This is a genomic window from Ruegeria sp., from assembly GCF_965199275.1.
Lineage (GTDB): Bacteria > Pseudomonadota > Alphaproteobacteria > Rhodobacterales > Rhodobacteraceae > Ruegeria.
Genome location: NZ_CBDAQX010000026.1, coordinates 1 through 20000 on the forward strand (window position 1 = coordinate 1; position 20000 = coordinate 20000).

Sequence of the window (20000 nt, forward strand, 5' to 3'; positions counted from 1 at the left end):
CGTCTGTTGCGACCGAAAATCGCCTCGAGGTCCATTGGGACCCACTTCGTTTTTCGTGCGAGCAAATTGCGACGACGCAGGTCGCGGCCCAGCGTCGCACTTCGATGTCGATCGCAACTCCGGCTCTTGCCTTTCGTCTGCCCGAAGTCACCTCGCTCGTCGGCTCCGGCCTTTGCTCCGTTTTCTACTTCGGCTCTTGCCGTTCGCACTGTCTCTGTTTGCCCGAAGTCTCCGACCCCGGCTTTCGCCTTCTTTCTCGCCGAAGCTTCCGACCTCGGCTCCGGCCTTTGCCTTTGCCTTTGCCTTTTCCTTTTCCTTTTCTCTCTGACCGAGATCTCCGACCTCGGCTCCGACCTTTGCACCGTCTTTCGACCGAAGTCTCCGACCTCGACTCCGGCCTTCGCACCGTCTCTCTGCCCGAAGTCTCTCCGACCTCGGCTCCGGCCTTCGCACCGTCTCTCTGCCCGAAGTCTCTCCGACCTCGGCTCCGGCCTTCGCACCGTCTCTCTGCCCGAAGTCTCTCCGACCTCGGCTCCCGCCTTCGCACCGTCTCTTTGCCCGAGATCTCCGACCTCGGCTCCGACCTTTGCACCGTCTTTCGACCGAAGTCTCCGACCTCGGCTCCGGCCTTCGCACCGTCTCTCTGCCCGAAGTCTCTCCGACCTCGGCTCCGGCCTTCGCACCGTCTCTCTGCCCGAAGTCTCTCCGACCTCGGCTCCCGGCCTTCGCACCGTCTCTTTGCCCGAGATCTCCGACCTTTGCACCGGCTCTTTCGACCGAAGTCTCCGACCTCGGCTCCCGCCTTCGCACCGTCTCTCTGCCCGAAGTCTCCGACCTCGGCTCCCGCCTTCGCACCGTCTGTGAGACCTTCGGGGCTCTCTCAACGCTTCGCGATCGCCATGCCGCTCAGGCGAGAACGAGACCCCGGCCTCCTCGCCGCTCGTCTGGCGGCGATCTTCTTGTCTGTCGATATTCAGTCCACGATTCGAGAATCGAGCTGTCCGGCCGCTCGCCTGATGGCCGACGGCCGTCGCGGGCCGCCGACCGGCACCGAGCCGGACGCGAGTGGTTCGAGCACCGACGTCCGCAGGACGCCGGCTATCTGTCGCCCCGTCGGGGACAAGCGACCGACATTCCGCGAGGTCGAGGATCGCACTTTTTCGGTTCGGATTCCGACTTAGAGGCGTTCAGCCGTAATCCGACAGACGGTAGCTTCGCGCCATCGGCCCGTCGACCGAGCACGCGTACCAAACGTTTGAGGCTGTGGTTCCTCTCGTACTGAACAGCATTGCCGTCACCATCCTCGACGGAGTTGCCGACGCGCGAGCCGAGACCCGCGCGCCGCAGCGACTTCGCGCTTCGTTAGCACCAGTGTGGTCTTTGCCGATTGAATCGGTAGGGTAAAACTAACCTGTCTCACGACGGTCTAAACCCAGCTCACGTTCCCTGTTAGCGGGTGAACAATCCGACGCTTGGCGAATTCTGCTTCGCAATGATAGGAAGAGCCGACATCGAAGGATCAAAAAGCAACGTCGCTTCGGACGCTTGGCTGCCACAAGCCAGTTATCCCCACGGTAGTTTTTCGAACACCTCTCGCCGTTGCGCCCGACGATGAGCCCCGCCGCTTTGTGGCCCGGCGAAGAGACACGCGCGAGCCGGCAAACGGGGCTTCATAAACTTTCCAGCACGAAAGGATCGTTAGGCCGTGCTTTCGCAGTCGTTATTTGCACTGAAGATTTCGATCGACCGGGCTTTTGCCCTTATGTTCTGCACGAGATTTCCGTTCGCGATGAGCCCGACTTGGGATGCCTGCGTTATTCTTTGACAGATGTACCGCCCCAGTCAAACTCCCGTTCCGGGAGTGTCCGTCGCGTCGGAGACGAGCCGCTCGACCGGCCGCGCCCCGCCAGGGAGACGCGACCGCGCGGCCCGCTTGCGCGCTTTCATCGTACGTTCGTTTGCCTTCGACGTTAGCAGAGAGGTGCGATCGGAGTAGTGGTGTTGCACTGCGACTGACGTCTCCCACTTACTCTTTACCTCCGTCGCACCTTCACAGTCTCGCGTGACTAGAGTCAAATTCAACAGGGTCTTCTTTCCCCGCCGATCCGCCCAAGCCCGTTCCCTTGGCTGTGGGTTCGCTAGAGAGCAGCCAGGGACAGTGGGAATCTCGTTCATCCATTCATGCACGTCACTAATCAGATGACGAGGCATTTGGCTATTTAATGGTCTCACCGTCTTCATTGACCAACCGTTGGTGATGTTCCGGCGGAGTCTGACTCCCTGGGTCCCGTACCCATCAGCCGACGACAGCTCGACCGGATCGATCACTTGTCTCAGTCCTTCCAACGCTCGTGCTTCAACGACTCCTTAGGAGAAGGAGCACACCGAGTGCAACCTTCAGTTCCGGATTCATCGCGGGACTTCGCGAAGTCCGTGGCAGCGGCGGCTTTTTTTTGATCGCCTCTGCGTCGCGGCGCTCCGCCGCTGCCGAAACCGTGCGAAGTGCGCGCTCGAGACTGGCGCGATCGCGACGTGTGAGACCTTCGGGGCTCTCTGACGCTTCGCGATCGACCCCGCCATGCTAGGTCTTATTCCGACTTTTCCTTCTCAGCTCAGGCGATGAACCGAGACCCCGGCCTCGATCGCCGCTCGTCTGGCGGCCGATCTTGCTTGGTCTCGTCGATATTCCAGGTCCACCCGATTCGAGAATCGAGCTGTCCGGCCGCTCGCTCTGATGGCCGACGGCCGTCGCGGGCCGCACGACCGGCACCGAGCTCGGACGTGAGTCCGGGTTCGAGCACCGACGTCCGCAGGACGCCGGCTATCTGTCGCCCCGTCCACATGGGGACAATGGCGACTCGTACATTCCGCGAGGTCGAGGATCAGCACTTTTTCGGTTCGGATTCCGACTTAGAGGCGTTCAGCCGTAATCCGACAGACGGTAGCTTCGCGCCATCGGCCTCGTCGACCGATCGCACGCGTACCAAACGTTTGAGGCTGTGGTTCCTCTCGTACTGAACAGCATTGGCCGTCACCATCCTCCTCACATGACGGTCTAATTTCTGGCACGTTTCAATCGAAACTCGTCCCAAGGCTAATCGGTATCTCCACCTTGGCAATATGAAAGCGAATAAATTCGATTTTCTGCTTCGGCTTCAAAGCCGATCCCATCAGGCGAGTCGTGTCGCATTTGCCTTGCTCCGCAAGGACCTTTCCAATTCCCCCGGCCCCAAACTGGATGCCGAGCTTGTGGAGCCATCTGGCCCCACTGTGGGAAGATCGATATCACCCACTCTGAGACCCGTCACTATACGAAGCTGCTTTTTCGACCCCACTTTTTTGAGCCCCACTGAATAGGAGCGTTGAGACATAAATGTCTCGGCTTCGAAGACACTCAATTCCGGTGGATTCACTTGCCACCAAGTCATCGGCGAAGGTCGAAACTAGGCGTTCCGCCCTGTATCCACGAGGTCCAACTCGTCTGTTAGTAACAATCCGACGCTTGGCGAATTCTGCTTCGCAATGATAGGAAGAGCCGACATCGAAGGATCAAAAAGCAACGTCGCTTCGGACGCTTGGCTGCCACAAGCCAGTTATCCCCACGGTAGTTTTTCGAACACCTCTCGCCGTTGCGCCCGACGATGAGCCCCGAGGTGTCCGCCCAGCTGTCAACCGCTTTGTGGCCCGGCGAAGAGACACGCGCGAGCGCTTTCGGCAAACGGGGCTTCATAAACTTTCCAGCACGAAAGGATCGTTAGGCCGTGCTTTCGCAGTCGTTATTTGCACTGAAGATTTCGATCGACCGGGCTTTTGCCCTTATGTTCTGCACGAGATTTCCGTTCGCGATGAGCCCGACTTGGGATGCCTTGCGTTATTCTTTGACAGATGTACCGCCCCAGTCAAACTCCCGTTCCGGGAGTGTCCGTCGCGTCGGAGACGAGCCGCTCGACCGGCCGCGCCCCGCCAGGGAGACGCGACCGCGCGGCCCGCTTGCGCGCTTTCATCGTACGTTCGTTTGCCTTCGACGTTAGCAGAGAGGTGCGATCGGAGTAGTGGTGTTCGGCAGCACTGCAGACTGACGTCTCCCACTTACTCTTTACCTCCGTCGCACCTTCACAGTCTCGCGTGACTAGAGTCAAATTCAACAGGGTCTTCTTTCCCCGCCGATCCGCCCAAGCCCGTTCCCTTGGCTGTGGGTTCGCTAGAGAGCAGCCAGGGACAGTGGGAATCTCGTTCATCCATTCTCTGAGTTCATCTCATTCATGCACGTCACTAATCAGATGACGAGGCATTTGGCTACCTTAAGAGAGTCATAGTTACTCCCGCCGTTTACCCGCGCTTGTTCGAACTTCTTCACTTTGACATTCAGAGCACTGGGCAGAAATCACGTTGCGTCAACACCGGCCGACGGCCGTCGCATTGCTCTGTTTTAATTAAACAGTCGGATTCCCCTTGTCCGTTTTCAGTTCTTGATCGATACTTGTTGCACGATGCACCGCCGATCTTCCCTCGCGCTCGCTTGCCGCTTTCGCCGTCCGCTCGCCGCTCGCGCAAAACCGCCTCGGTCCCCGCGAAGGGACGTTCGAACGACAGTGCGCTCGCGATCTCGCCTTCGGCGTCCGGGCGCACGAGCCGAAAGTCAGGCTCGATCAGTGCGTATCTCGAGAGCCAATCCTTTTTCCGAAGTTACGGATCGATTTTGCCGACTTCCCTTGTCTGCATTGTTCGTTATCGGCCAGAGGCTACTCGCCTCGGAGACCTGCTGCGGTCGATCGGTACGCGCTCGCACGAGATTCAACTGCACTTGCCCGGATTTTCACGGGACGGCTCGGAGGCACCGGACGACGCCCAGCACGGACGTCGCTTTTCGGCCGCGCCGCCCACCGCTTCTCCGCTCGACGCGATTCCGCGGTCGACGTACTTCTGGCGACCTTACCAAGAAAAGAGAGCTCTTCCCGGGCTCCTGAGTCATCGTCTCCGGGGGTGTTTGCGTCGCCGCCAGGCCCCGGACCGCGCGAACGGCCCGAAGGCAAATCTCCGTGTCGAGGCTCGGGAATCGATGCCCGATTCCCTTTCGGTCGGCCAGGGACGCGCGCGCGCGCACCGAGTCGCGCTCGCCGTCCCCGCTGTGTCGCGGCACCTCGCCGCCACCCTCAGGCGCGGCTACACCACGATCGATCGACGTTCGCGTGGAACCCTTCTCCACTTCGGCCTTCGAGGGTTTCGCTTGAATGTTTGCTACTACCACCAAGATCTGCACCGCCGACCGCTCCGGCCGAGCTCGCGCCCCGGCCTTCGACGCGATCGGCGCGCCCGCCTACTCGAACGGGCGTGCGTCGCACGTTCGCTGTCGTGTCTCGTCGTGCACGCGTTCGACGGAGCACGGGCCCGACGCTCCAGCGCCATCCATTTTCAGGGCCGATCGATTCGGCAGGTGAGTCGTTACACATTCCTTAGCGGTTGCCGACTTCCATGGCCACCGACCTGCTGTCTCTATCGATCGACACCTTTTGTGGGCTCTGATGAGCGTCGCGTCGGGCGCCTTGTCTCCGCGTTCGGTTCATCCCGCATCGCCAGTCCTGCTTACCAAGAGTGGCCCACTCGGCAAAAGAAATCGTCGTCCGCCGGCGGCCTTTTTCCGGCTTCGCGAAGGCGCTCGGCCGTTCACGAATTGCGCAACGCTTCTGCTTTTTGCGCGCCTTCCCGTCGCTTGCCAATTGAAAGTTCGAGAATAGGTCGAGGACTTTTCGTCCCCGATCGATTGGCTTCTGCTACGTTTTCCGAGCAACTGAGCTCAACCTCTAATCGTTCGCTTTACCAGACACGATTTCGCGTTCCCTTGCCGGCTATCCTGAGGGAAACTTCGGCGGGAACCAGCTATTAGAAGGTTCGATTGGTCTTTCGCCCCTACGCTTAGGTCGGACGATCGATTTGCACGTCAGAATCGCGGCGGCCTTCCACCGGACTTTCGTCCGGCTTCGGCCTGCCCGAGCGTAGTTCACCATCTTTCGGGTCCTTGCAAATGCACTTCGGTTAGAGCCGCGCTTTGTCGCGCCTCCGAAGAGACGCGGTACGCGACCCCACTTTCGATCCGGCCCGCTGCCGACGTCGGCCGGCCAGCGGCTTCTCGTTTGCTCGCCTTCGCTTCGCATCGAGGCTTTTCGTTCGTTCGTTTCTCTTTGCTTGCGCATGCGTTAGACTCCTCGGTCCGTGTTTCAAGACGGGTCGCCAGGGCCGCAGCCGAATGAGCCGCGGACTGAGCGTCGTTCAGAGACGCCGATCCTCTCTCCCAGACCCGAGCGAGACTTCGGAAGCTCGCGTCGCCGAACGCCGCGCGAAGGCGACAGACGGTTTCGTGACGGAGCGACTTCGGTCCCGAGCACCTCGAGCCGGTCGCGGCCTTCTTCGGCGACGGTCAACGACGGCCGCAAAACACAAAGCTTCGCGGCCGAGCGACCGGGCCGAACGCCGGCTCGCCCTCGCGGTTTCTTTTCCTTCGGACGGTTTCGCGTTCTCTTTGACTCTCTCTTCAGAGTCCTTTTCAACTTTCCCTCGCGGTACTTGTTCGCTGTCGGTCTCGCGGTCGGTGTCGAGCCTCGGATGGGGCGAACCACCCGGCTTCGGGCTGCGTTCTCAAACGACCCGACTCTCGAACCGACGCGCCGTTTCGACCTCGCGGCTCGCGCGCGATGCGGGCCCGACACCCTCGCTGGGCCGGATCCGATCGGGGAGAGTTGCGCGCGCTCGCCTCTCGGCCTACTTCGACTGCCGCCGGTCCTTGCGCCACATGTCGACGGCCGTCCTCTCGGTCGGCCGGATTCGGCGCTAGGCTCTGTTCGCTTTTCCACGATCGTCGTTTCGCTTCACTCGCCGTTACTGAGAAAACCCCAGTTGGTTTCTTTTTCCACCGCTTAGTAATATGCTTAAATTCGGCGGGTAGTCCCGCCCGACCTCAGGTCTCGTTTTTCGGCAGGCAGATTTCAGCTCAGTTGTTCCCTCTTCGAGTCGAGTCGGCACATTTCGTTTCCTGTTTACCATCGCTGTCGCCGCTCGCTCTCTCGCACGGTTTCATGTATATAATCTCGAGCCCGATCGCTTAAAACACGTCGCGCTTCCGTGCTCTGCCGCATCTCGCATGCTCGGATCGGTGCGCTGCACCACGGCGACCGCCGGCATTTTGTTACTTCACGATTCTGTAGAGACCCTGAGGCGGACGAGGCCCCGTGATTATCGTAAGGCGAAGCCGTAATGCACGTTCAGATTGTCGACGATCAATGTACTTTGCAAATCACACCACTTCTCGCAGCTTGCTGCGTCCTTCATCGACCCGCGAGCCGAGTGGTCCACCGTCAGAAGTGATCGAGTCTTTTCTTTTCGGTTCTGCCGTCTTTCGAGTGTTTGCTACTTTTCGTGTTTCGACCGACCGCGTGCTCGCCCCGAGCCCCGCGGTCCTTTCCCCAACGACATGGCGGTCGTGCGCAGCTTTTTTTGACGTTACCCGGCTTTTTCTTCGGGGTCGACTCGACGCCACCGAAGGCGTCGTGCCGCCCGCTGCGCGGGGATTCTGTTCCACCATCTTTCGGATGTTAGCAGCATTCTTTCGGCGACTCGGCGTCAGGAACGCCGTGCCACACTCGCTTCTCGATGATCTCGCCGTCTGCCGCCTGCTGCATTGATCGAATCTTCGGCGAGCATCGCGTGTGAACAATCAATCCTGTTTTCGGTAAGCGACGTTCTTTTTGCGACTTGCGCCGCTTCATTGGAGCTCGTCGACCGCCGCGAACCGTCCGTCAATTCGCCGACGAGCTCCGTGAGCAACCATCTTTCGGGTGTTAGCAGCATTCTTTTCGATCTCGATGATCTCGCCGTCCGCCGCCGCCTGCTGCATCGATCGTATCTTCGGCGAGCATCGCGCGTGAACAATCCGACTTCGAGGTGAACGGCGTTCTCTTTGCGACTCTCGCCGCTTTTCCGAGCTCGTCGGCCGCCGCGCACCGTCCGTCAATTCGCCGACGAGCTTCTTTCGTTCGCAGTGTTCCTTTCGATCGCCGCGCCGCGTGCTCGCCCCGAGCCCCGCGCGCTCTCGATTCGCCTTCCGTCCGTCCGTCCGTCCGTCCGTCCCCTGCGACACGGCGGTCGCGCGCGCAGCCATCTCTCTGCGCGGGGACTTTCTTTTCGAGTCTCGTTCGCAGTGTTCTTTTCGATCGTCGCGCAGCGTGCTCGCCCCGAGCCCCGCCTTTCGCGCGTGTGAGTCTCGTTCGTTCTTTTTGGCTCGCTCGCCTCGAGCGCAGCAGCACCTCGGTATCTCGGTAATGATCCTTCCGCAGGTTCACCTACGGAAACCTTGTTACGACTTTTACTTCCTCTAAGCGCTCGAGTTCGATCGCCTTTTCGGCCGGCGCCGACCCGCGGGCTCGCGCCCGCGGAAGTGCGGCGGTCGATCGATCGGACGACCTCGCTAGAACGCTCGATCGGTAGTAGCGACGGGCGGTGTGTACAAAGGGCAGGGACGCAGTCGGCGCGAGATGATGACTCGCGCCTACTGGGAATTCCTGGTTCGAGAGAAATACTTTCAAGCCTCTGTCCCGACTACGATCGGGTTTCGTTTGGTTTCACGAGCCTCTCGGCCCGCGGACCATCTCGCGACGGACGCGCGCGAACGCGCCCGCGCACGAGACCGACGGCGCTGCGTCGTTCCGGTCCTCTTGCTGCTCCGACCATTGTAGCACGCGTGCGGCCCCGAACATCGAAGGGCATCACAGACCTGTTATCGCTCGATCTCGTGCGGCTTAACCGCCGCCGGTCCTTCTGAGAATACTTTAGCGTCCGCGCACGGAGTCCGTGCGGCCGGACGCGACCCGATCGCAGTCTGGCGACGCGCGGCGCTGACGACCCCCGCGAAGGAGCCGCCGCAAGACCCGCGAGTCGCGCAGCATCGGGCTCGCATACATGAGTAAATTCGAGTCTCGTTCGTTATCGGAATCAACCAGACGAATCGTTCCACGAACTAAGAACGGCCATGCACCACCATCCGCTAAATCGAGAAAGAGCTTTCAATCTGTCAATCCTCGTAACGTCCGGGCCGGGTGAGTTTCCCCGCGTTGAGTCAAATTAAGCCGCAGGCTCCACTCCTGGTGGTGCCCTTCCGTCAATTCCTTCAAGTTTCAGCTTTGCAACCATACTTCCCCCGGAACCCGAAGACTCCGGTTTCCCTCCCGGCACGGCCACCCCGACATGCCCGATCCCTCGGCCGGCGTGCGACGCGCGGACTCGCAAGACCGCCTCCGCGACGGGAGACGCGCGAGCGCCGGCGTGCAGCGCGCGACCGGACGAGATCTTTGAATACGTGGGCGACCATGCGGTCGGCATCGTTTACGGTCGGAACTACGACGGTATCTGATCGTCTTCGAACCTCCGACTTTCGCTCTTGATTAAGGAAAACGTCCTTGGCAGACGCCTTCGCTTCTGTTCGTCTTGCGCCGATCCACGGATTTCACCCCTCCCGGCACAGTACGAATGCCCCCGTCCGTCCCTCTTGATCATTGCCACGCGCACATATCTCGACGCCGGCGGCGGAGCCGCGGCCGTCTTCCGTTGTACCATGCACGACTGTTCTCGGTCGACTTCGAACCTCGCGGCCCGAGTCTTTGCTTATCGTCGACCTGCCCTGATCGCTTCAATTTCTTCAGGGCAACCTGCGAACGACTCTCGACGTGCAACTTCCATCGAGATGGGAGCCACGCCGGCCGTCCGCGCTCGGGCTCGCGCGAACGCGCCCTCTCGGAACGCGCCCGCCGAGCGCACCGTCTTTCGTTTCGTTCGCGACGCGCGGCCTTTCGGCCGGCGCGCGAGCGGCGAAAAGCTTAATTCCAACTACGAGCTTTTCAACCGCAACAACATGAGCATACGCTTTCGGAGCTGGAATTACCGCGGCTGCTGGCACCAGACTTGCCCTCCGATCGATACTCGCACGACACGCGCCCAAGCGGCCGAACGCCTCTCGACGCCCGACCGTTGAACGGAACGACTTCAGTGTTTTGAGCTGCGCTCATTTCGATTGTCGGCGCCCGTCGAGGCCCGGCATCGGTATTTCTCGTCACTACCTCTCAGAGTCTGAAATGGGTAATTTGCGCGCCTGCTGCCTTCCTTGGAAGTGGCAGCCGTTTCTCAGGCTCCCTCTCCGGAATCGAACCCTGATTCCCCGTCACCCGTGAGAACCTCGGTAGGCCGAGACCTTACCGACAACAGTTGATAGGTCAGACGCTCGAGTGGTTCGTCGCCCGATCTCCAACGGACCGGCGATCAGCACGAAAAGTTATCCAGAGTCACCACGATCGACGGACGCCGGCCGACGCACCGGGCCGCGAAGCCCGGGGACGCCGACGCCCGGCCGACGTGCGGTCTGATAAATGCACGCCTCCCGAAGTCGGCGCTCGCTTGCATGTATTAGCTCTAGCTTTTCCACGGTTATCCACCTTTGACGACTCTCGTCGCCGCACGACCACGTAGACCACGACTGATTTAATGAGCCTTTCGCAGTGTCGTCGCGTCGAAGCGCGCGACTCGTACTTGCACTTGCATGGCTTAGTCTTTGAGACGAGCATATACTCCTGGCAGGATCAACCAGGTAAATTAGCCTCGTTTTCGGGCTTTTTCGCTGCTCCGTTCTCGCGGCGATTCGCTCGCCGCCGAGACCTTACGCCGCGGACTCTTCCCCCTCCAAGAGCCGGGCGCTCGCCTTCGGTGCCGCGCCTGCGCGCGCGCTCGTTTTTCCGCTGCTCGGACGACTGGCGACGGGCCGCCTGCGAGCTGTTGTTCGAACCAGCTTGTATCTCGATTTTCTCCCGGCGTTCGTTCGTCCGGCCGCTCGATGCGACATCCTTGCTTGGGGTTTCGCAATCTGATCGGCCATCCGCCGCTCACATAAGTCTCTTTTCCGGCCGGCGTTCGTCCGGCCGCTCGATGCAACATCCTTGTGTGGGCTTTCGCAATCCGATCGGCCATCCGCCGCTCACATTGGTCTCTTTTCCGGCCGCTCGCTCTGTTCGTTACACATTATCCTTCTCGCGAGCTTTTCGCAATCCGATCCGCCGTGCGTCGCACGGCCATCCGCCTCACTCGGTCGTCACGTTTCGAGCCGGCGTTCGTCCGGCCGCTCGCTCTGTTCGTTACACATTATCCTTCTCGCGAGCTTTTCGCAATCCGATCCGCCGTGCGTCGCACGGCCATCCGCCTCACTCGGTCGTCACGTTTCGGGCCGGCGTTCGTCCGGCCGCTCGCTCTGTTCGTTACACATTATCCTTCTCGCGAGCTTTTCGCAATCCGATCCGCCGTGGGTCGCACGGCCATCCGCCTCACTCGGTCGTCACGTTTCGAGCCGGCGTTCGTCCGGCCGCTCGCTCTGTTCGTTACACATTATCCTTCTCGCGAGCTTTTCGCAATCCGATCCGCCGTGCGTCGCACGGCCATCCGCCTCACTCGGTCGTCACGTTTCGGGCCGGCGTTCGTCCGGCCGCTCGCTCTGTTCGTTACACATTATCCTTCTCGCGAGCTTTTCGCAATCCGATCCGCCGTGCGTCGCACGGCCATCCGCCGCACACGGTCGTCTCCTTTTGGGCCGGCATTTGCCTCGTCGCCCGGTCGCTCGCTAGCTCGTTCGTTCGTTCGTTCGAACGCTGTCCGGCTGCTATTGCCTGTTTTTGCCTCGCTTCTCGACGCCTTGTCCGGTTGAAAACCGTCCGTTTTTTCGATCCTGGCTCGAAGCCAACGAACCTTTTCTCGTGAGCCGCACGTCGCCGTCGAATGCCGGCCGGCTCTCGTCACATTGAAAAATCGATCGGCGATCGCGGTCGGATTGCCGTACGCGCACGGACAACTCTCCCCAGAGCCCGGTGCGCACGCCGTACCGTTTGCCGCATTGCCGATCTGCCGTCGTCTGCACCTGCCTTCCGAAGGATCACATTCATTGCTTTGCGGTGCGCATCAGGTCGCATCGCCACGCTCTGGCGCCGGACGGTCTGCCAATCCGCCGGTGGCACGACATACGACGGGTCGCCAATCCGTCCGTGCGATTCTCGAGCCAATCCGTTGACGTTCGTACGATCTTTTGTCGTATTGCACTGCCGTCGTACGGGTGGCCAACCCGTTTCGCGATGCGCACCAGACAGATCGCATCGCCACGCTCGGGCGCCGGACGGTCGGCCAATCCGCCGGTAGCACGACATACGACGGGTCGCCACCCCGCCTTCGTGATCGCCGTTCGAACGGGTCGCCACTCCGTTCTGACGATCTCTCGTTGGACTGCGATGCTCGTAAGTTGGCATTGCGACGCGCGTCGCCGAAGCCGCCGGTCGACTGCCGAATCTATCGATGTCGGACGGTGCACCAAGTCGTCCGACCCACACAGTTGAAAGATGTGCTTGAGATGCCGGTCGGTTGGTCAGACCGCCGCATGCACTTCTGATTCGGCCCGGCTGCGATTCCCCTATCGCATTTGCACGTCAACTTTTTAGGGGCCCCCCTATATATGTGTACGGAGTCGGAATGCGAGTAAGTGAACACTTTAGGGGAAAAACAGGGCGAAAAAAATTATGCCTGGTTGATAACTGGCAAAGCCCCGGCCTATTGTCGGCAAAAGCGAAACGACGCTGCCGCGCTCCTGTTGCCGGCTGCGTCGGACGGTGCATCTCGAACACGGCCGATCGCTTTTTGCAACCAGCCGACCTCAGCAACGGCCTCTTATCGCCTTCGAGTTACTTCGACTCTTGCCGGCCTATGCCCGCCGGGATCCGAAGCTCAAAACCCGGTTGAACTTTTCTCGATCCTGTTCGGACTTTGGACTTTGACTTTTTCTTTCTAAACACTTCGACTTTTTTCGGTTGTTTTTCGCCGGCTTTTCGACGCTCGATTCCGGCCGAACTTCGCACGTCCGCCGACGGCGAACCGAGGTCGCTGGGGGTCTGATTTTCGCACCGAGCCTCGGGCCGTGCACCCCGAGCACGGCCGACCGTTCCGCGCGCCGAGCCGACCTCCGCATCCGGTGCGCATCGCCGCCAAAACACTTCGACTTATCTTGAACGTTTTTCGCCGGCTTTTCGACGCTCGATTCCGGCCGAACTTCGCACGTCCGCCGACGGCGAACCGAGGTCGCTGGGGGTCTGAAATTCGCACCGAGCCTCGGGCCGTGCACCCCGAGCACGGCCGACCGATCCGCGCGCCGAGCCGAACTCCGCAGCTGGTGCGCATCGCCTCCGAAACACTTCGACTTTTTTCGGTTGTTTTTCGCCGGCTTTTCGACGCTCGATTCCGGCCGAACTTCGCACGTCCGCCGACGCCGAACCGAGGTCGCTGGGGGTCTGAATTTCGCACCGAGCCTCGGGCCGTGCACCCCGAGCACGGCCGACCGATCCGCGCGCCGAGCCGAACTCCGCAGCTGGTGCGCATCGCCTCCGAAACACTTCGACTTTTTTCGGTTGTTTTTCGCCGGCTTTTCGACGCTCGATTCCGGCCGAACTTCGCACGTCCGCCGACGGCGAACCGAGGTCGCTGGGGGTCTGAATTTCGCACCGAGCCTCGGGCCGCGCACCCCGAGCACGGCCGACCGTTCCGCGCGCCGAGCCGACCATCGCATCTGGTGCGCATCGCCGCCAAAACACTTCGACTTATCTTGAACGTTTTTCGCCGGCATTTCGACGCTCGATTCCGGCCGAACTTCGCACGTCCGCCGACGGCGAACCGAGGTCGCTGGGGGTCTGAATTTCGCACCGAGCCTCGGGCCGTGCACCCCGAGCCCGGCCGACCGTTCCGCGCGCCGAGCCGACCATCGCTTCTGGTGCGCATCGCCTCCGAAGCACTTCGACTTTTTTCGGTTGTTCTTCGCCGGCTTTTCGACGCCCGATTCCGGCCGAACTTCGCACGTCCGCCGACGGCGAACCGAGGTCGCTGGGGGTCTGAATTTCGCACCGAGCCTCGGGCCGTGCACCCCGAGCACGGCCGACCGTTCCGCGCGCCGAGCCGACCTCCGCAGCTGGTGCGCATCGCCTCCGAAACACTTCGACTTTTCTTGAACGTTTTTCGCCGGATTTTCGACGCTCGATTCCGGCCGAACTTCGCACGTCCGCCGACGGCGAACCGAGGTCGCTGGGGGTCTGAATTTCGCACCGAGCCTCGGGCCGTGCACCCCGAGCACGGCCGACCGTTCCGCGCGCCGAGCCGACCTCCGCAGCTGGTGCGCATCGCCTCCGAAGCACTTCGACTTTTCTTGAACGTTTTTTGCCGGATTTTCGACGCTCGATTCCGGCCGAACTTCGCACGTCCGCCGACGCCGAACCGAGGTCGCTGGGGGTCTGAATTTCGCACCGAGCCTCGGGCCGTGCACCCCGAGCACGGCCGACCGTTCCGCGCGCCGAGCCGACCTCCGCAGCTGGTGCGCATCGCCTCCGGAGCACTTCGACTTTTCTTGAACGTTTTTCGCCGGATTTTCGACGCTCGATTCCGGCCGAACTTCGCACGTCCGCCGACGACGAACCGAGGTCGGTGGGGGTCTGAATTTCGCACCGAGCCTCGGGCCGTGCACCCCGAGCACGGCCGACCGTTCCGCGCGCCGAGCCGACCTCCGCAGCTGGTGCGCATCGCCTCCGGAGCACTTCGACTTTTCTTGAACGTTTTTCGCCGGATTTTCGACGCTCGATTCCGGCCGAACTTCGCACGTCCGCCGACGGCGAACCGAGGTCGCTGGGGGTCTGAATTTCGCACCGAGCCTCGGGCCGTGCGTCCCGAGCACGGCCGACCGTTCCGCGCGCCGAGCCGACCTCCGCAGCTGGTGCGCATCGCCTCCGAAACACTTCGACTTTTTTCGGCCGTTTTTCGCCGGATTTTCGACGCTCGATTCCGGCCGAACTTCGCACGTCCGCCGACGGCGAACCGAGGTCGCTGGGGGTCTGAATTTCGCACCGAGCCTCGGGCCGTGCACCCCGAGCACGGCCGACCGTTCCGCGCGCCGAGCCGACCATCGCATCTGGTGCGCATCGCCTCCGAAGCACTTCGACTTTTCTTGAACGTTTTTCGCCGGCTTTTCGACGCTCGATTCCGGCCGAACTTCGCACGTCCGCCGACGGCGAACCGAGGTCGCTGGGGGTCTGAATTTCGCACCGAGCCTCGGGCCGTGCGTCCCGAGCACGGCCGACCGTTCCGCGCGCCGAGCCGACCTCCGCAGCTGGTGCGCATCGCCTCCGAAGCACTTCGACTTTTCTTGAACGTTTTTCGCCGGATTTTCGACGCTCGATTCCGGCCGAACTTCGCACGTCCGCCGACGGCGAACCGAGGTCGCTGGGGGTCTGAATTTCGCACCGAGCCTCGGGCCGTGCACCCCGAGCACGGCCGACCGTTCCGCGCGCCGAGCCGACCTCCGCAGCTGGTGCGCATCGCCTCCGAAACACTTCGACTTTTCTTGAACGTTTTTCGCCGGATTTTCGACGCTCGATTCCGGCCGAACTTCGCACGTCCGCCGACGGCGAACCGAGGTCGCTGGGGGTCTGAATTTCGCACCGAGCCTCGGGCCGTGCACCCCGAGCACGGCCGACCGTTCCGCGCGCCGAGCCGACCTCCGCAGCTGGTGCGCATCGCCTCCGAAGCACTTCGACTTTTTTCGGCCGTTTTTCGCCGGCTTTTCGACGCTCGATTCCGGCCGAACTTCGCACGTCCGCCGACGGCGAACCGAGGTCGCTGGGGGTCTGAATTTCGCACCGAGCCTCGGGCCGCGCACCCCGAGCACGGCCGACCGTTCCGCGCGCCGAGCCGACCATCGCATCTGGTGCGCATCGCCGCCAAAACACTTCGACTTATCTTGAACGTTTTTCGCCGGCATTTCGACGCTCGATTCCGGCCGAACTTCGCACGTCCGCCGACGGCGAACCGAGGTCGCTGGGGGTCTGAATTTCGCACCGAGCCTCGGGCCGTGCACCCCGAGCCCGGCCGACCGTTCCGCGCGCCGAGCCGACCATCGCTTCTGGTGCGCATCGCCTCCGAAGCACTTCGACTTTTTTCGGTTGTTCTTCGCCGGCTTTTCGACGCCCGATTCCGGCCGAACTTCGCACGTCCGCCGACGGCGAACCGAGGTCGCTGGGGGTCTGAATTTCGCACCGAGCCTCGGGCCGTGCACCCCGAGCACGGCCGACCGTTCCGCGCGCCGAGCCGACCTCCGCAGCTGGTGCGCATCGCCTCCGAAACACTTCGACTTTTCTTGAACGTTTTTCGCCGGATTTTCGACGCTCGATTCCGGCCGAACTTCGCACGTCCGCCGACGGCGAACCGAGGTCGCTGGGGGTCTGAATTTCGCACCGAGCCTCGGGCCGTGCACCCCGAGCACGGCCGACCGTTCCGCGCGCCGAGCCGACCTCCGCAGCTGGTGCGCATCGCCTCCGAAGCACTTCGACTTTTCTTGAACGTTTTTTGCCGGATTTTCGACGCTCGATTCCGGCCGAACTTCGCACGTCCGCCGACGCCGAACCGAGGTCGCTGGGGGTCTGAATTTCGCACCGAGCCTCGGGCCGTGCACCCCGAGCACGGCCGACCGTTCCGCGCGCCGAGCCGACCTCCGCAGCTGGTGCGCATCGCCTCCGGAGCACTTCGACTTTTCTTGAACGTTTTTCGCCGGATTTTCGACGCTCGATTCCGGCCGAACTTCGCACGTCCGCCGACGACGAACCGAGGTCGGTGGGGGTCTGAATTTCGCACCGAGCCTCGGGCCGTGCACCCCGAGCACGGCCGACCGTTCCGCGCGCCGAGCCGACCTCCGCAGCTGGTGCGCATCGCCTCCGGAGCACTTCGACTTTTCTTGAACGTTTTTCGCCGGATTTTCGACGCTCGATTCCGGCCGAACTTCGCACGTCCGCCGACGGCGAACCGAGGTCGCTGGGGGTCTGATTTTCGCACCGAGCTTCGGGCCGTGCGTCCCGAGCACGGCCGACCGTTCCGCGCGCCGAGCCGACCTCCGCAGCTGGCGCGCATCGCCTCCGAAACACTTCGACTTTTTTCGGCCGTTTTTCGCCGGCTTTTCGACGCTCGATTCCGGTCGAACTTCGCACGTCCGCCGACGGCGAACCGAGGTCGGTGGGGGTCTGAATTTCGCACCGAGCCTCGGGCCGTGCACCCCGAGCCCGGCCGACCGTTCCGCGCGCCGAGCCGACCATCGCATCTGGTGCGCATCGCCTCCGAAGCACTTCGACTTTTTTCGGTTGTTCTTCGCCGGCTTTTCGACGCCCGATTCCGGCCGAACTTCGCACGTCCGCCGACGGCGAACCGAGGTCGCTGGGGGTCTGAATTTCGCACCGAGCCTCGGGCCGTGCGTCCCGAGCACGGCCGACCGTTCCGCGCGCCGAGCCGACCTCCGCAGCTGGTGCGCATCGCCTCCGAAACACTTCGACTTTTCTTGAACGTTTTTCGCCGGATTTTCGACGCTCGATTCCGGCCGAACTTCGCACGTCCGCCGACGGCGAACCGAGGTCGCTGGGGGTCTGATTTTCGCACCGAGCTTCGGGCCGTGCGTCCCGAGCACGGCCGACCGTTCCGCGCGCCGAGCCGACCATCGCTTCTGGTGCGCATCGCCTCCGAAGCACTTCGACTTTTTTCGGTTGTTCTTCGCCGGCTTTTCGACGCCCGATTCCGGCCGAACTTCGCACGTCCGCCGACGGCGAACCGAGGTCGCTGGGGGTCTGAATTTCGCACCGAGCCTCGGGCCGTGCACCCCGAGCACGGCCGACCGTTCCGCGCGCCGAGCCGACTTTCGCAGCTGGTGCGCATCGCCTCCGAAGCACTTCGACTTTTTTCGGCCGTTTTTCGCCGGCTTTTCGACGCTCGATTCCGGCCGAACTTCGCACGTCCGCCGACGGCGAACCGAGGTCGCTGGGGGTCTGAATTTCGCACCGAGCCTCGGGCCGTGCACCCCGAGCACGGCCGACCGTTCCGCGCGCCGAGCCGACCTCCGCAGCTCGCGCGCATCGCCTCCGAAACACTTCGACTTTTTTCGGCCGTTTTTCGCCGGCTTTTTGACGCTCGATTCCGGCCGAACTTCGCACGTCCGCCGACGGCGAACCGAGGTCGCTGGGGGTCTGAATTTCGCACCAAGTCTCGGGCCGCGCACCCCGAGCACGGCCGACCGATTTTCGCGCCGAGCCAACCACACCAACGGCCGCTTATCGCCTTCGAGTCACTTCGACTTTTGCCGACAACTGTCTGCCTGTTGGTCAGAACCGAAAGCCGGCATCCGTTGCCTTTCTTTCTCGATCGTCGTTTTAATCGAAAATTTGCTCAAGTGCCATTGGGACCCAGTCCGTTTTGCGCACTAGCAATCCGCGTTTTTTGCAAGCAAAGGCCCAGCGTTGCTAAGCGAATACGAACTTTACGACCTCAGCTCCGGCGTTCGCACCGACTTTTTTTCGAAGTTTCCGACTTCGGCATTCGCACCAACTTTTCGCCCGAGGTCCCCGACCTCGGGTACGGCCGTCTCTCTGCCGGAGGTGCTCGACACCGACTCCGGCCTTTGCGCCGTCTCTTTTTCGAAGTCTCCGACTTCGGCATTCGCACCAACTCTTTGCCGGAGGTCCTCGACCTCAGGTCCGGCCACGTCTTTGCCGGAGTTCCTCGACCCCGACTCCGGCCTTTGCGCCGTCTCTCTTTCGAAATTCGCACCAGCTCTTCGCCGGAGGTCCTCAACCCCAGGTCCGGCCGTCTCTTTGCCGGAGGTCCTCGACCTCGGCTCCGGCCTTTGCACCGACTATTTTTCGAAGTCTCCGACTTCGGTTTTAGCACCAACTCTTCGCCGGAGGTCCTCGACCCCAGGTCCGGCCGTCTCCTTGCCGGAGGTCCTCGACCTCGGCTCCGGCCTTTGCACCGACTTTTCTCCGAAGTCTCCGACTTCGGCATTCGCACCAACTCTTCGCCCGAGGTCCCCGACCTCAGGTCCGGCCGTCTCTCTGCCGTAGGTCCTCGACCTCGGCTCCGGCCTTTGCACCGACTTTTCTCCGAAGTCTCCGACTTCGGCATTCGCACCAACTCTTCGCCCGAGGTCCTCGACCTCAGGTCCGGCCGCCTCCTTGCCGGAGGTCCTCGACCTCGGCTCCGGCCTTTGCACCGACTATTTTTCGAAGTCTCCGACTTCGGCTTTCGCACCAACTCTTCGCCCGAGGTCCTCGACCCCAGGTCCGGCCGTTTCTTTGCCGGAGGTCCCCGACCTCGGTCCCGGCCTTTGCGCCGACTTTTTTCGAAGTCTCCGACTTCGGCATTCGCACCAACTTTTCGCCCGAGGTCCTCGACCCCAGGTCCGGCCGTCTCTTGCCGGAGGTCCTCGACCTCGCCCCGGCCTTTGCACCGACTTTTCTCCGAAGTCTCCGACTTCGGCATTCGCACCAACTCTTTGCCCGAGGTCCTCGACCCCAGGTCCGGCCGTTTCTTCGCCGGAGGTCCCCGACCTCGGTCCCGGCCTTTGCACCGACTATTTTTCGAAGTCTCCGACTTCGGCTTTCGCACCAACTCTTCGCCCGAGGTCCTCGACCTCAGGTCCGGCCGTCTCCTTGCCGGAGGTCCTCGACCTCGGCTCCGGCCTTTGCACCGACTATTTTTCGAAGTCTCCGACTTCGGCATTCGCACCAACTCTTCGCCCGAGGTCCTCGACCCCAGGTCCGGCCGTCTCTTGCCGGAGGTCCTCGACCTCGGCTCCGGCCTTTGCACCGACTTTTCTCCGAAGTCTCCGACTTCGGCATTCGCACCAACTTTTCGCCCGAGGTCCCCGACCTCAGGTCCGGCCGTCTCTCTGCCGGAGGTCCTCGACCTCGGCTCCGGCCTTTGCACCGACTATTTTCCGAAGTCTCCGACTTCGGTTTTCGCACCAACTCTTCGCCCGAGGTCCTCGACCCCAGGTCCGGCCGTCTCCTTGCCGGAGGTCCTCGACCTCGGCTCCGGCCTTTGCACCGACTTTTCTCCGAAGTCTCCGACTTCGGCATTCG

The 20000-nt window shown here is 62.1% G+C and carries 2 protein-coding genes, 1 rRNA gene and 3 other annotated features (1 of these 6 running past the window's edge); of the genes, 1 reads left to right on the forward strand and 2 read right to left on the reverse strand.

The window, feature by feature from the left end; translation table 11 throughout:
- Positions 1-1147: 1147 nt before the first annotated feature.
- Positions 1148-1303: a sequence feature (23S ribosomal RNA rRNA prediction is too short), on the reverse strand.
- A 28-nt stretch (positions 1304-1331) separates the two neighbouring features.
- Positions 1332-2086, reverse strand: a sequence feature (23S ribosomal RNA rRNA prediction is too short).
- A gap of 767 nt (positions 2087-2853) precedes the next feature.
- Positions 2854-7366: a sequence feature (mutual gap in cmsearch alignment for this rRNA model is longer than 100), on the reverse strand.
- A 220-nt stretch (positions 7367-7586) separates the two neighbouring features.
- A complete protein-coding gene (locus ACOERD_RS26970) occupies positions 7587-7760 on the reverse strand; it encodes a hypothetical protein (RefSeq protein ID WP_419737893.1) in 174 nt (57 codons plus the stop codon).
- A 545-nt stretch (positions 7761-8305) separates the two neighbouring features.
- Positions 8306-10635: ribosomal RNA gene (locus ACOERD_RS26975) — 16S ribosomal RNA — on the reverse strand.
- Between the two features lie 4186 nt (positions 10636-14821).
- Here ACOERD_RS26975 and ACOERD_RS26980 point away from each other — a divergent pair.
- Positions 14822-20000 carry the 5' portion of a hypothetical protein gene (locus ACOERD_RS26980; protein ID WP_419741057.1) on the forward strand. 2132 nt of this gene lie beyond the right edge of the window, so the window shows 5179 of its 7311 coding nt (coding positions 1-5179); it begins with the start codon at positions 14822-14824; the stop codon falls past the right edge of the window.